Raw genomic sequence first — 12,129 nt, forward strand, 5'->3', positions numbered from 1 at the left:
ACGCAATACTTCAATCCAGGGCTAGTAGTTCGCCCCTCCGCAGCCCAGTGTTCATCGCCAGCAACACGGCCGGCGTCAAATGGTCGGCATAGGCTCCCTCTGGAACCTCTGGAAGCAGCGGGCGTTTCCTGGCTGCGCGCCACTCATTGGCTGACCTACGTGCGGCAACGTGGTCGATGTCGCGCGCTGTAAGCGCGCCCCGTAAGCACTGCTCCTCAGCAGGACTCAGGAACCGCACCACGCCCCGCGGCTTCGCTGCCTTCATCCGTAACTGCTGGATGGGATTCTGTTCCAGCATGCCCCACTTAACTGCCTTGGCGATGACCGCCCGGAAGCTGGCGAGGTCGCGCCATGCGGTCGTCTTGGTGATGAGTCCTTCTCCGTCGGGTCGTGCCTTGGTCTGCAGGCGCTCCATCCATCACCGTTCGACCCATGCCGAATTGAGGTCAGACATAGGCATGTCCAGCGCGCGTTGGAATACCCGCTCCATGCGGTTGATGTACTTATCCGCGCCTTTCAGTTCACTGCGAGCCCATGGGCCGTAGTGGTCGCTTAGGAACACCGCGAGGGTCATCTTGGGCGTCATGGGCTTGGCGATGCTGGGCAGCCCAGTCTGGATGTACTCCGCGATGATTTTGCGAGCGATGTCCCGAGCTTGGTCGAGGGTCAGATGCCCAGCAGACCCCAGCGTACGACGCTTCCCATGCTCCCAGGTGACGACCCATGCTTTATGCCCACTGGGCTGCACCCGGAGCAGTAAGCCGCGTACCTGTGTGTCCCTGAGCTCGTAGGCGCGTTCTTTGGGCTGGGCTGTCGCCACGATACGCTTGGTGAGGTTGGTGACTGACATTCGGACGGCTTCCGTGGCTGGTGTAAGCCAACGATAGAAAGGGCCGGAGGTTCATGTTTGGACGCGGATTGTCCGTATTTGGGTAGCAGCGGCAGCTTTTGAGTTATCGCGATAGACTCTTGCATGGCTACCGCTGCAAAGGCGGGGTGCCTCAACAACGAGGGCAGGGGATGAAGCTAAGGTTGACTGTGGCTCCCATGATGCTGGGACTTGCGGGCTGCGCCACGATGGGCGACAGACCCACGGAACAGATGATTGCTCAGCAACTGACCAAGGAGCGGAAGCTCGTACATCTGACATCCACAATGTCTCCGGAGCAGTTGCGACAGAAAGCGGTTGAAACTGACTGCGGTAAGGAGACGAAGGACATCACTTCCATCATGCCCGTGGTGGGGACTGGGGTCGTCGGTGTTTCGAGTAGATACGAGTACACGATGCAATCGGGTACCAGCCCGAATGGAGACAGCTGGGTAGCCCTGCGGACGACCAATGGCACCTTGCACAGCTCACCAATGGGATACACGATGAAACCCACAGATACGGGTGGTTCGCAAGTGACCGTTTATGCCGCCGACAAGAGGCAATTGGACTCGATTCGAGCGCACGTCGAGTCCGGAACATTGCTGTGCCATTGGCGCGATTACAGCTATCCCTACGACTGAACCGGTTCGTGGCCGCAAGGTGGTGGGCTTGCGTGCTACGCGCCATCCCTAAGCCACCCTGAAGCCGGCTCCACCCTCTCCGCCATCCCCGGCGAACGACCACAAAAAAACCGCCTCTTGGGCGGCTTTGACTAACACCTTGATTCCTAAACCCTGCATGGTGGCTATGGGTGGACTCGAACCACCGACCCCAGCATTATGAGTGCTGTGCTCTAACCGGCTGAGCTACATAGCCGTGCAGGAACCGCACATTTTTCCGGTTCGGGCGTCGCCTGTCAATCCAGCCGGGCCGGCTTGTCGGCACGGGCCGGGCGTGGCAGAGTCGGGGACAGTAGATTTCAGGAGTCCGCATCGTGATCGATCCGGACGGTTACCGACCGAACGTCGGCATTGTGTTGATGCGCCCGGATGGCCGGGTGTTCTGGGCGCGAAGGGTGCGCCGGGACGGCTGGCAGTTCCCGCAGGGCGGGATGAACACCGATGAGACGCCGGTCGAGGCCATGTACCGCGAGTTGCGCGAAGAAACCGGCCTGTTGCCCGAACATGTCGAAGTGTTGGGGGCCACGCCCGGCTGGCTGCGCTATCGGCTGCCGCCACGCGCCATCCGCCACCATGAACGCCAGGTCTGCATCGGCCAGAAGCAGGTCTGGTTCCTGCTGCGCTTGGTGGGCGATGAGACCCATCTGCGCCTGGACGCCACCGACACCCCCGAATTCGACCACTGGCGGTGGGTGGATTTCTGGTACCCCATCGAGCACGTGGTGATGTTCAAGCGCGGGGTGTACGCGCGTGCCCTGGGTCATCTGGCCTCCTATGCCCGCAGCGTCGTCGCGACCTTGGCCGTGCCGCCCCAGCGGTCTGAGCGGTTGGGGGAGGGCCACAGTCGCCCCCGCCCGCGAAACCGGCCGAAGCGTAAACAGGGCCAAGGCGCCGGCGAAGCCAAGAATTGACAATCATTCTCATTCGCGGTCAAATGCGTACCGGGCCGCTCCGGCCCGCCCATCCGACCGCCGCCGTGTACGTCTGCATCTGCAACGGAGTCACCGACCACCAGATCCGCGAGGCCGCCGCCAACGGCGTGCGCACGGTGGCCGAGCTGACCATGCGGACCGGCTGCGGTGCCACCTGCGGCAGCTGCCTGGACATGGCCGGCGGCCTGCTGGATGCGCATCACGCCCGTGCCGAGCGCGAGTTCAGCCTGCCGATCCTGGGCCTTTCCCAAGCTGCCTGATCGCCTGCCTGCCTGATCCACGGGTGTTCCCGCGCGCGTACCGCCGCACGCGCTGATCGCCGTCCGCTTTACCCCCCCTCCGACAAAAATGAGCACGATTCGCGTTCCGTCACCGGGCGGAACGAACGGTTAGCATGCGCCCCGTCCACACGCACGGGAGCAACGCCATGAAGGGCGACGCCAAGGTCATCGAATTCCTCAACAAGGCGCTCTACAACGAGCTGACCGCGATCAACCAGTACTTCCTGCACGCCAAGATGCTGAAGAACTGGGGTCTGAAGGAACTGGCCGAACACGAGTACAAGGAATCCATCGACGAGATGAAGCACGCCGACAAGCTGGCCGAGCGCATCCTGTTCCTGGACGGCCTGCCGAACTTCCAGGCACTGGGCAAGCTGCGCATCGGCGAGAATCCGCGCGAACTGCTGGAGTGCGATCTGGCGCTGGAGATGGAAGGCCTGCCGCTGCTGCGTGACGCGATCAAGTATTGCGAGGACCAGGGCGACTACGTCAGCCGCCAGTTGTTCGCCGACATCCTGGATTCGGAAGAAGAGCACGTGGACTGGCTGGAAACCCAGCTGTCGCTGATCGAGCGCATCGGCGAACCGAACTATCTGTTGACCAAGCTCGAGGATTGAGTGGCGCTGGCCACCGGTATCGGTGGCCGTCCCAGCTGCTGGGTCGCATAGCCCAGCAGCGCCATCCGCGCGCGCGCGTACTCGGCAATCACCAATGCCACCGCCACCGCGGGGCGGTCGAGTTTGGCCGCGCGCGCGCCCAGTTCGACCCGCTTGGCCGCCGCCGACAGGGCCATCGCGCCGACGTTGGCGCTGGAGGATTTCAGGGTGTGCGCGGCGTCGCGCATCGCATCCAGATCCGGCACCGCGGCGGCCTTCTCCAGCGCGGCGATCAGGCGCGGCGCGTCTTCCAGGAACAGGCTGATGATGCGTACGGTTTCGTCGCCGGCGATCTCGCGCAGTTCCTCCAGCATGCTGTGGTCCAGCACCGGGAACGTCGGCGTGGCGGCGCGCGCGGCCGCGGCGGCATCGGCCGGGATTGGCTTCACCGATGCCGGTTCGGGATGGCGTAGCGCGGCGACCGCGACATGGCCGGGCAGCCAGCGTTGCAGGCAGGCTTCCAGTTGTTCGCGGGTGACCGGCTTGGCGAGATAGTCGTCCATGCCGGCATCCAGGCAACGCTGGCGATCGCCGGCCATCGCGTTGGCCGTCATCGCCACGATCGGCAGTCGCCGTTGCGCGCCGAGCTCGTTTTCGTGCGTGCGCCAGCGGCGGGTCGCGCTGTAGCCGTCCAGCACCGGCATCTGGCAGTCCATGAACACCAGATCGAAGGGTTCGATCATCATCCGCTGCAGCGCCAGTTCGCCATTGGCTTCCGACTCGCTGCGGAATCCCAGCGCGGCCAGCAGCTTCTGCGCCACCAGCAGGTTCACCGGGTTGTCTTCCACCAGCAGCAGGCGCGCCTCGGTCGATGGCGTGCCGCTCGCCGTTGCCTGCGCATCGGTACCGGTGTCGGCCGGCGCTTCCGCGGTGTCCGCGCTCGCCGGTAGCGGATCGAACATCGGCGCTGGCGCGGGAGCCGGCGTGGCCTCGACGTCTTCGAAGATATCTCCGATCACCACCGGCGGCACCGCGGATTCCGGTTCGGAAGACTGCCCGGTCAGGGCCGCGCGTAACGCCGAATCCGGGGCCTGGCGCGACAGCAGGGTGCTGTCGCTGCGCAGTTCCTCGGGCACGGTCTCGTCGCCGTACAGCCAGATCAGGCGAACCGGCGCCGCACCCGCGGGACGCCGCGCCAGGGTGCGATGCAGGGCGCGGGCGGTGCTGCGGATGCCGGCGGCGTCGGCGACCACGGCGACGAAGTCGTCGTTGCGCGTTTCGCCGGCAACGCGCAAGCGCTCGAGCGCTTCCTGCGTCGTTTCCACCACGTTGACCTGCAGGCCCCAGTTGGTCAGCAGCAGGCCGAGCCTCTGGCGCAGGCGGTTGTCGGGCGTCACCACCAGCACGCGCCCCTGATCGAAGGCGTGCGGATCGCGCATCTTCATGTCACCGATGACCTTGGTCAGCGGGGCTTCGAACCAGAAGGTCGAGCCGCGGCCGGGTTCGGAGACCAGATCGATGCGCCCGCCCATCAGCTCGACGATGCGCTTGCAGATGGCCAGGCCAAGGCCGGTACCGCCGTACAGCCGGGTGGTGGATGCGTCGGCCTGGGTGAAGGAGCGGAACAGGCGCGCCTGCGCGTCGGCGGAAATGCCGATGCCGGTGTCGCGCACCTCGAAGCGCAGCAGGTGCTGGGCGGAGGTTTCGCCGAGGCGGCGCACCACCAGGGTGACGCCGCCCCGCTCGGTGAACTTGATCGCGTTGCCGATCAGGTTGCTCAGCACCTGGCGCAGGCGCACCGGATCCCCGCGCACGGGCAGGCGCACCTGCGGGTCCAACTGCAGGCCCAGGCGCAGGCCCTTGTTCTCGGCGGGACGCTGCATCAGCTGCAGCACGCCATCGAGCAGCTCGCGCAGGTTGAACGCGGTGATCTCCAGCTCCAGCTTGTTCGCTTCCAGCTTGGAGTAGTCGAGGATGTCGTCGACGATGCGCAGCAACTGGTGCGAAGACGCGCTGGCGGTGTTGAGCATCTCGCGGTGATCGCTGGCCAGCGGCGCGCGCGCCAGCATGTCCAGCATCGGCACGATGCCGTTGAGCGGGGTGCGGATCTCGTGGCTCATGGTGGCCAGGAATTCGCCCTTGGCCAGCACCGCCGATTCGGCGGCCTGCTTGGCCTGCAGCAGTTCCTGTTCCAGTTGGTCATGGCGCTGCAGATCCCGGCGCAGCGCGTTGCGTTCGGATTCGGCGATGGCCGCGCGCGCTTCGGCGCCGGCCAGTTCGCGGTGCGCGGTGCGGGCGTTGAAGGCGGCGAAGCTGCCGCACAGCATCGCGATCGCGGCGGCGGCCAGCGCGGCCTGCCACCAGGGGCCGGCGATCCCGGCATAGGGCAGGATCAGGAACACCAGCGCGGCCACGCCCGCGGCGAGGGCCAGCCAGGGGGCGACCGGGGCAGGCCGCTGCGCGGGCATGCCTACAGCACCGCGTTGTGGAAATCGAAGCCGAGTTCGCTGCCGACGGCCTGGACCAGATTGCCCTGGATGAAGTCGACGCCGCCCATCCACATCGCGGCGGCGGCCTGCGGATCCTCGATCTGCTGGCCGATGACCTGCAGCCCGGCACGATGCGCCTGGTCGATGATGCCGCGCAGTTCATCGCGCAGCTTCGGATCGGTGTGCGCGCCGGCATAGCGGCTGGCCACGCGCAGGTAACCCAGCGGCAACTGGGTGAGCAGGGCGTCGGCCTCACGTCCGGGTTCGAACTGGCTGAGGCAGAACTGCACGCCGCTGGGCATCAGCTGGTGGCAGAAATCGCGCAGGGTCACGGTATGGATCAGGGCATCGGCCATGCGCAGGTCGATGACCAGCGAAGTGCCTTCGATGCCGCGTTCGGCCAGTGCGTCCAGCAGCCACTGGGCATGCGATTCGCGCGCCAGCGTGCGCGGCGATTGCGAGACGAACAGGCGCAGCGAAGGCCCTTGAGACTGGCGCTCGGCCAGCACGTAGAGGGCATGTTCCAGTACCCAGTGATCGATCTGGGCGATGCCGCCGGCCGATTCGGCCGCCGGAATCACTTGCGAGGCGGGCAGCAGCGAGCCGTCGGGCTGGCGCATGCGCAGCAGCACCTGGTACTGGGCCTGTTCGCTGCCGGCGACGGCGACGATGGGCTGGTAGGCCAGTTCGAAGCGGCCATCTTCCAGGGCGATCTTCGGCACGTCCTCGGCGATCTGCGCCGGGGTGTAGCCGGCCAGGTTGTTGCCTTTCAGGCGCGCCTGCAGCACCGCGCGCTCGGTGGCTTCCAGCGCGCTGCCGGCGTCGGTGAAGCCGATCGACAGCGGGGTGTAGCCGATGGAGCTGCGCAGGTTGAGGGTCTCGCCGGCGCCGATCGGGAATGGATTGCGGGTCAGGCCATCGCGCAGGCGTTCGGCCTGGGCCTCGAGCGCGGCTTCGTCCAGGCCGGCGGCCAGCGACAGGAAACTGTTGTCGTTGAGGCGGGCCACCGGGTGGGGCGCCGCCACTTCGGCCAGGCGCCGGCCGGCCTGGTTCATCAGTTGCTCGAACGCCGCGTAGCCGTAGCGTTCGCGCAGGCTCAGCGCGCTGCCCACCTCGATGAAGAACAGGCCGCCAGCGACCCCCGATTGCAACGCCGCGCCGACCTGCTGCAGCAGGTAGGTGCGGGTCGGCAGACCGGTTTCGGTATTGATGGTGGCGCGCAGGGTCGCCGGCGCGACCCGCTGGCGCGCGCGCTGGATGCGATTGGCGACCGCGGCGATCAGGTGGCGCGGCCGGATCGGCTTGTTGAGGAAATCGTCGGCGCCGCTTTCCAGCACTTCGAACTGGCGCTCCGGGTCCGGGTCGCCGGTGAGGAACACGATCGGCAGGTGCAGGTATTCCGGCTGCTGGCGGATCAGCATGGTCAGGTCCATGCCGTCGCGCCCGGGCATGTGCAGATCCATCAGCACCAGGTCCGGCTTGAACCGCGCCATCGCATCGAGGACGCCGTCGGATTGCATCTGCACGTCGGCCTGCATGCCCGCGCCGTGCAGCACGCTCTGCGCGAACAGCGCCTGGCCGCGATCGTCTTCGACGATCAACACCCGATACGGACTTTCCTGGGTGTCGTTGGGGCGTCCGGACGTCGCCGACGCGGCGGCCCCGGCGTCGGTGGCCGGCGTTGCTGGCGCATCGCCGTTCGCGGCCGGTGGAGAAGATGCGGTCATCGCGGCGATACCTCCATTCAGCGGCATCGGCGCCGGCGCGGGCGCGTCGGCCGTCCAGCGCCGCCAGTAACCCGGCGGTGGCGTTTCGGCCCGCAGCCGGGAGCGCGAAGGCTCATCCGGCCGGCGGGATGTGGCATCAGTGGCAGACATCAGGCTTCCCCAAGCATGTGTCGCATTATGCGATGAAGTTCACGGCCCGGGACAAGCGTCCCCGGGCATCCGGCCTCCGATCTAACGGGTCGGCACATGAGGATCAGACGTACCGAGCAGCCGTTTCAGGCCACGGCTGAGGCGGCGCCAGACCCACCACACCATCAGCGCCAGCAGCACCGACACCCCGACCACCAGCAGCAGCGCGATCCAGGGGTGGGCGAAGGCCAGCGCCAGGCCCCCCACCACCACCGCGTCCTCGGTCACCGAGGCGGTCCAGTTGCTGACCGGCTCGGGCGAAGTGTTCATCAGCGCGCGCGATCCGCTCTTCAGGACGTGGCTGGTCAGGGCGATGCCGGCGCCGGCCGCCAGCGCGCCACCGCCGAGCTGCCCGTCCGGGGACAACGTGGCCGCGGCCAGGAAGGCGCCGGCCGGCACCCGCGCCAGGGTCTGCAGCAGATCCCAGCCCGAATCCACTCCGGGAATCTTGTCGGCGAAGAATTCGGCCAGCGCGAGCGCGCCGGAGGTGCCCAGGACCCACCAGGACTGGGTCACCTGCAATGCCGGCGGCAGGTCCAGCCAGCCCAGCGCACCGGCCAGGCCGAGCCCGAATACCGTCAGGTAGACACGGATCCCGGCCATCCATGCCAACAGGATCCCAATTACGAAAAGATGTGCTTCGGACATCCCGGCGGTTCCCAGTAGACTCGACGGCCCTGTCGATTGTCCCGAGTATAGGCCTCCCGTCTGGCTGCTGCCTGAGCGCGGCCAGCGATTCGATCATGTCCGGATCCTCCTTCCCGCGGTACCAGATCGTCGAGCAGCGGCCGTCGCGGCGCGGGCTCTGGCTGACCGTGGCCGGGCTCGCCTGGGCGGGCACGCTGGCGGGTATCTGGTTCTGGGCCAGCCATACCGCCGCGCCGCGGCTGGGACGGGTGCAGCAGGAACTGGGACAGGTCCAGGCCCGGTTCCGGCAGCAGCAGGGCGAACTGCAGCGATTGAGCCAGCGTGAGAGCACCCTGAGCCTTTCCGATCGCATCAGCCGCACCGCCAACCAGGAACTGCAAGCGTCGCTGGCCGAGCGTGACGAGGAAATCGCGGGCCTGCGCGCGGACGTGGCCTTCTACGAACGCCTGGTCGGCGCGACCGCGCCGCGGCGCGGCCTGAACGTGCACCTGGCCGAGTTCAACCGCGTGCCCGGCGGCGCCTGGCAGTACCAGATCACCCTGACCCAGACCCTCAATCGCGGTGCCATCAGCGAGGGCCAGATGCGCTTCGCGGTGGAAGGCGTGCGGGGCGGCCAACTGGCGACGATTGGCTGGGACGAATTGCACCAGCAACCCGGCGTGGCCGGGCAGGCCTATTCCTTCCGCTATTTCCAGCAGCTCGACGGCAGCGTGATGCTGCCCGGCGGCTTTACCCCGCAGAGGGTGAAGGTGCAATTGAGCGGCGGCGACAGCCCGGTGGAACAGGCATTCGATTGGAAACTCGCGACCTCAGCCGGAGGAAAGTAATCATGTTCAAGCACAAGCCCCAACGCGATGGCCAGGCCATCGACACCCTCATCGGCCCGCAGGTCACCATCCAGGGCGATCTGGTGTTCAGCGGCGGCCTGTACGTCGAGGGACGCATCCAGGGCAAGGTGCTGGCGGTCGAGGGCGAACGCGCGGTGCTGACGCTGGCCGAACAGGGCCGCATCGAGGGCGAGGTGCGCGCGCCGGTGGTGATCATCAACGGCCAGCTGGTCGGCAACGTGTACGCGGATGATCGGGTCGAACTGGCAGCCAAGGCGCGGGTGCAGGGCAACATCCATTACCAGGTGGTGGAGATGAGCGCGGGCGCCCAGCTCACCGGCCGGCTGGTGCATGCCACCGCGCTGGCGACGGTCGACGAAGCCGGCGGGGAACTGGTCCACGCCCACGCCTGAACCGGTTCGCCGGCGTTCAGAGCCCCCTCTGGCGGGCCGCGCTATGCTCGGCCCATGAGTGAGCCTTCTCTCCCTTCCCCGCCGCCGCCGGCCAGCGGGCGGGTCTGGTTCTACGGTGCGGTGGGTCTGCTGGCGCTGTGCCTGGCCTTCGGAGGCTGGGGCCTGTGGCAGGTCCTGTCCGCGGGCGGGCAGGCGCCGGGCGCCCGCCAGTTCCAGGCCCAGAAACAACAGGTCGAACAACTCGAGCAGCGGGTGGCGACCCTGTCCCGGTCCGATCAGATCACCCGCGACGCCAACCGCGACCTGCAGACCGCGCTGGCCGAGCGTGACGAGGAAATCGCCGGCCTGCGCGCGGATGTCGCCTTCTACGAACGCTTCGTCGGTGCGACCGGCCAGCGCCGTGGCCTGACCGTACACGAACTCCGGCTGCAACCGCAGACCGAGCAGGCCTGGCACTTCACCGCCACCCTCACGCAGAACCTCAACCGCGGCGCGGTCAACGCCGGTCGCCTGCTGGTCTCGGTCGAAGGCACCCGTGCCGGCAAGCTGCAGCGGCTGGCCTGGTCGGATCTGCGCCAGCAGGCCGATGCCCCGGGGCTGCCGTATTCGTTCAAGTACTTCCAGCAGGTCGAGGGCGATCTGGTGCTGCCGGCCGATTTCCAGCCGGTCCGGGTGACCGCGCGACTGGTGCCGCAGAGCGGCGCGGCGGTGGAACAGTCGTTCACCTGGGCCGCCGCCGCCGCGCGCGAAGGCACGGGCGCTTCCGGCTTGAAGTGAGTCCCTCCAACCCCCATCCTGATCGCCATGGACAACCTTGTTTCCCTGCCTTCGGCGGCGCCGGACTACCAGTCGCTGGATCGCCCGTTGAACTTCAGCCATGCCGCGGCCGCCAAGGTTCGCGAGCTCATCGATGAGGAAGGCAACGCCGGACTGGCGTTGCGCGTCTACATCCAGGGCGGTGGCTGTTCGGGGTTCCAGTACGGCTTCGAGTTCGACGAGAACCGCGCCGAGGACGATCTGGCGGTGGACACCGACGGCGTCACCCTGCTGGTGGATCCGTTGAGCCTGCAGTACCTGATGGGCGCGGAAGTGGACTACAGCGAGAGCCTGCAGGGCGCCCAGTTCGTCATCCGCAATCCCAACGCCAAGACCACCTGCGGCTGCGGCAGCAGCTTCAGCATGTGAACATGCTCGCCGGCAGCACGCGCACCCATCGCCCGCTTTTCGACACGCTCACCCCGTGAGCGCATTCCCCACGTCCGCCCCGCCCGCGTTGACCGGCTTCGCCTTCGCCGGTGATCCGCTCGATCGCGCCGATCGCCTGCGCGACGATGCCGAGGCGCTGTTCGGCCTGTGGCCGCGGGCGAGGGTGATCGTGCTGACCCGCGAAGGGGAAGCGTTCGCCGACGCGACCGGGCAACTGGCCGCGCCGTCCGGTGCTGATCTGGGCGGCGGTCCGGGCACCGCGATTTTCCTCGGACTCCGGGATGACGTGGCGTGGTTCGCGCTGGAAGCGGACAGCGTGCCGTTCGAGGCCGCGCAGCGCGTGGACCTGCGCCGCGCGGCGGCCATCTGGCCCGGATTCGAAGCGGGCGTGTTCGCGTTGGCGCGGGCGATGTTCTATTGGCGTTCGCGCAACCGCTTCTGCGGATTGTGCGGTGGCGAAGTCGAATTCCGCCGGGCCGGCTACCAGGGCCGGTGCCTGCAGTGCGGAGCGGATCATTATCCGCGCGTGGATCCTGCGGTGATCGTGGCGGTGAGTGATGGCGAACGCCTGTTGCTGGGGCGCCAGTCGGCCTGGCCGGCGCGCCGGTATTCGGTCATCGCCGGTTTCGTCGAGCCGGGCGAGTCGCTGGAGCAGACGGTGGCGCGTGAAGTGCTGGAGGAAACCGGGGTGCGCGTGCGCGGTTGCCGGTACCTTGGCGCGCAACCCTGGCCATTTCCCGGCGCGCTGATGCTCGGTTTCTCGGCCGAGGCCGAACCGGACGTGCCGCAGGTCGACGATGAACTCGAAGACGCGCGCTGGTTCACCTTCGAGGAAATCAGCGCCGCCCGCGAACGCCGGGAAGGCGATGGCGACGATGGACTGCTGCTGTCGCCCGGTATCTCCATCGCGCGCTCGCTGATCGATCACTGGCATGCCGGGATGCTGGCGCGCCGGCAGGGCTGAGCGGCTCTGCCGCTATCCCGCCAGGAATCGTCGCTTTCAACAGCCATTGGCGGGTCAGAACTTCGCCGTTCGCATTGCGCGGCTCCATCTTGTGGCGTTCCACGACCGCCGCCGAAGGCAGGTCAAGGGCCATCAGCCTGGTGGCGGATGGAGACGTCGGAACGACCTCCGCCTTTCCGCGGGGAAATCATCGGGAGGCGCTGAGGATGGCAATCCCGGAAATAGCTGCCCTTTTGCAAAAAGCGGGATCCAGGGCGCCTGTTTTCTGCGCCAAGAGCAATCCCCCGTCACCCGCTGGCGCGGGCG

Annotated in this window: 13 protein-coding genes, 1 tRNA gene and 1 pseudogene; 9 read left to right on the top strand and 6 right to left on the bottom strand. The window is 67.3% G+C overall.

The annotated features are described in order from the left end of the window. Positions 1–10 precede the first annotated feature (10 nt). Complete coding sequence (locus AC3DE2_RS00695; protein ID WP_488424630.1) at positions 11–415, bottom strand: hypothetical protein; 405 nt, start codon at positions 413–415, stop codon at positions 11–13. A 3-nt stretch (positions 416–418) separates the two neighbouring features. Next, on the bottom strand, positions 419–850 hold the full coding sequence (locus tag AC3DE2_RS00700; RefSeq protein WP_488424631.1) for an Arm DNA-binding domain-containing protein: 432 nt from the start codon (positions 848–850) through the stop codon (positions 419–421). A gap of 197 nt (positions 851–1,047) precedes the next feature. On the opposite strand from AC3DE2_RS00700, the gene AC3DE2_RS00705 reads away from it, so the two are divergent. Further along, positions 1,048–1,512, top strand: coding sequence for a hypothetical protein (locus tag AC3DE2_RS00705; RefSeq protein WP_488424632.1), 465 nt, complete (start codon positions 1,048–1,050; stop codon positions 1,510–1,512). Between the two features lie 158 nt (positions 1,513–1,670). On the opposite strand, the gene AC3DE2_RS00710 is transcribed toward AC3DE2_RS00705, so the two are convergent. Then, positions 1,671–1,747 (bottom strand) — tRNA-Met (locus AC3DE2_RS00710). Between the two features lie 118 nt (positions 1,748–1,865). On the opposite strand from AC3DE2_RS00710, the gene AC3DE2_RS00715 reads away from it, so the two are divergent. From AC3DE2_RS00715 to bfr, 3 genes are all read left to right on the top strand, one after another. After that, on the top strand, positions 1,866–2,462 hold the full coding sequence (locus tag AC3DE2_RS00715; RefSeq protein WP_295374510.1) for an RNA pyrophosphohydrolase: 597 nt from the start codon (positions 1,866–1,868) through the stop codon (positions 2,460–2,462). A 65-nt stretch (positions 2,463–2,527) separates the two neighbouring features. Beyond that, positions 2,528–2,743, top strand: a complete 216-nt coding sequence (locus tag AC3DE2_RS00720; RefSeq protein ID WP_295374513.1) for a (2Fe-2S)-binding protein — start codon at positions 2,528–2,530, stop codon at positions 2,741–2,743. Positions 2,744–2,910: 167 nt separating this feature from the next. Further along, positions 2,911–3,381 (top strand): bacterioferritin, encoded by a 471-nt coding sequence (gene bfr / locus AC3DE2_RS00725; RefSeq protein ID WP_295374549.1) that lies wholly within the window; start codon positions 2,911–2,913, stop codon positions 3,379–3,381. On the opposite strand, the gene AC3DE2_RS00730 is transcribed toward bfr, so the two are convergent. The 3 genes from AC3DE2_RS00730 to AC3DE2_RS00740 form a co-directional block, all read right to left on the bottom strand. Beyond that, entirely contained in the window at positions 3,354–5,792 is a 2,439-nt protein-coding gene (locus AC3DE2_RS00730) for an ATP-binding protein (RefSeq protein WP_488425229.1), read from the bottom strand. The two genes, bfr and AC3DE2_RS00730, sit on opposite strands and share 28 nt — an antisense overlap. Positions 5,793–5,830: 38 nt before the next feature. Further along, on the bottom strand, positions 5,831–7,726 hold the full coding sequence (locus AC3DE2_RS00735) for an EAL domain-containing protein (protein ID WP_488424633.1): 1,896 nt from the start codon (positions 7,724–7,726) through the stop codon (positions 5,831–5,833). Positions 7,727–7,807: 81 nt separating this feature from the next. After that, positions 7,808–8,413 (bottom strand): DUF4126 domain-containing protein, encoded by a 606-nt coding sequence (locus AC3DE2_RS00740; protein WP_295374518.1) that lies wholly within the window; start codon positions 8,411–8,413, stop codon positions 7,808–7,810. Positions 8,414–8,508: 95 nt separating this feature from the next. On the opposite strand from AC3DE2_RS00740, the gene AC3DE2_RS00745 reads away from it, so the two are divergent. The 5 genes and pseudogenes from AC3DE2_RS00745 to nudC all read left to right on the top strand — a co-directional run bounded on the left by AC3DE2_RS00745 (position 8,509) and on the right by nudC (position 11,823). Further along, a complete protein-coding gene (locus AC3DE2_RS00745) occupies positions 8,509–9,240 on the top strand; it encodes a DUF6776 family protein (RefSeq protein ID WP_488424634.1) in 732 nt (243 codons plus the stop codon). Positions 9,241–9,242: 2 nt separating this feature from the next. Further along, a pseudogene (locus AC3DE2_RS00750) lies at positions 9,243–9,611 on the top strand (bactofilin family protein); the annotation flags it as partial. 96 nt (positions 9,612–9,707) lie between these two features. After that, entirely contained in the window at positions 9,708–10,430 is a 723-nt protein-coding gene (locus tag AC3DE2_RS00755; protein ID WP_295374524.1) for a DUF6776 family protein, read from the top strand. Positions 10,431–10,457: 27 nt separating this feature from the next. Further along, complete coding sequence (gene erpA, locus AC3DE2_RS00760; protein ID WP_295374527.1) at positions 10,458–10,838, top strand: iron-sulfur cluster insertion protein ErpA; 381 nt, start codon at positions 10,458–10,460, stop codon at positions 10,836–10,838. Between the two features lie 55 nt (positions 10,839–10,893). After that, the gene (gene nudC / locus AC3DE2_RS00765) at positions 10,894–11,823 is read left to right on the top strand and encodes an NAD(+) diphosphatase (RefSeq protein WP_488424635.1); all 930 of its coding nucleotides are present in this window, start codon (positions 10,894–10,896) and stop codon (positions 11,821–11,823) included. Positions 11,824–12,129: the final 306 nt, after the last annotated feature.

The organism is Pseudoxanthomonas sp. 68-E7 (assembly GCF_057773145.1).

Excerpts from the sequence above, each read along its gene's own strand:
- AC3DE2_RS00695 (WP_488424630.1), bottom strand. The coding sequence starts at position 415 with ATGGAGCGCCTGCAGACCAAGGCACGACCCGACGGAGAAGGACTCATC.
- bfr (WP_295374549.1), top strand. The coding sequence starts at position 2,911 with ATGAAGGGCGACGCCAAGGTCATCGAATTCCTCAACAAGGCGCTCTAC.
- erpA (WP_295374527.1), top strand. The coding sequence starts at position 10,458 with ATGGACAACCTTGTTTCCCTGCCTTCGGCGGCGCCGGACTACCAGTCG.
- AC3DE2_RS00745 (WP_488424634.1), top strand. The coding sequence starts at position 8,509 with ATGTCCGGATCCTCCTTCCCGCGGTACCAGATCGTCGAGCAGCGGCCG.
- AC3DE2_RS00705 (WP_488424632.1), top strand. The coding sequence starts at position 1,048 with ATGATGCTGGGACTTGCGGGCTGCGCCACGATGGGCGACAGACCCACG.
- AC3DE2_RS00700 (WP_488424631.1), bottom strand. The coding sequence starts at position 850 with ATGTCAGTCACCAACCTCACCAAGCGTATCGTGGCGACAGCCCAGCCC.
- AC3DE2_RS00735 (WP_488424633.1), bottom strand. The coding sequence starts at position 7,726 with ATGTCTGCCACTGATGCCACATCCCGCCGGCCGGATGAGCCTTCGCGC.
- AC3DE2_RS00740 (WP_295374518.1), bottom strand. The coding sequence starts at position 8,413 with ATGTCCGAAGCACATCTTTTCGTAATTGGGATCCTGTTGGCATGGATG.
- AC3DE2_RS00755 (WP_295374524.1), top strand. The coding sequence starts at position 9,708 with ATGAGTGAGCCTTCTCTCCCTTCCCCGCCGCCGCCGGCCAGCGGGCGG.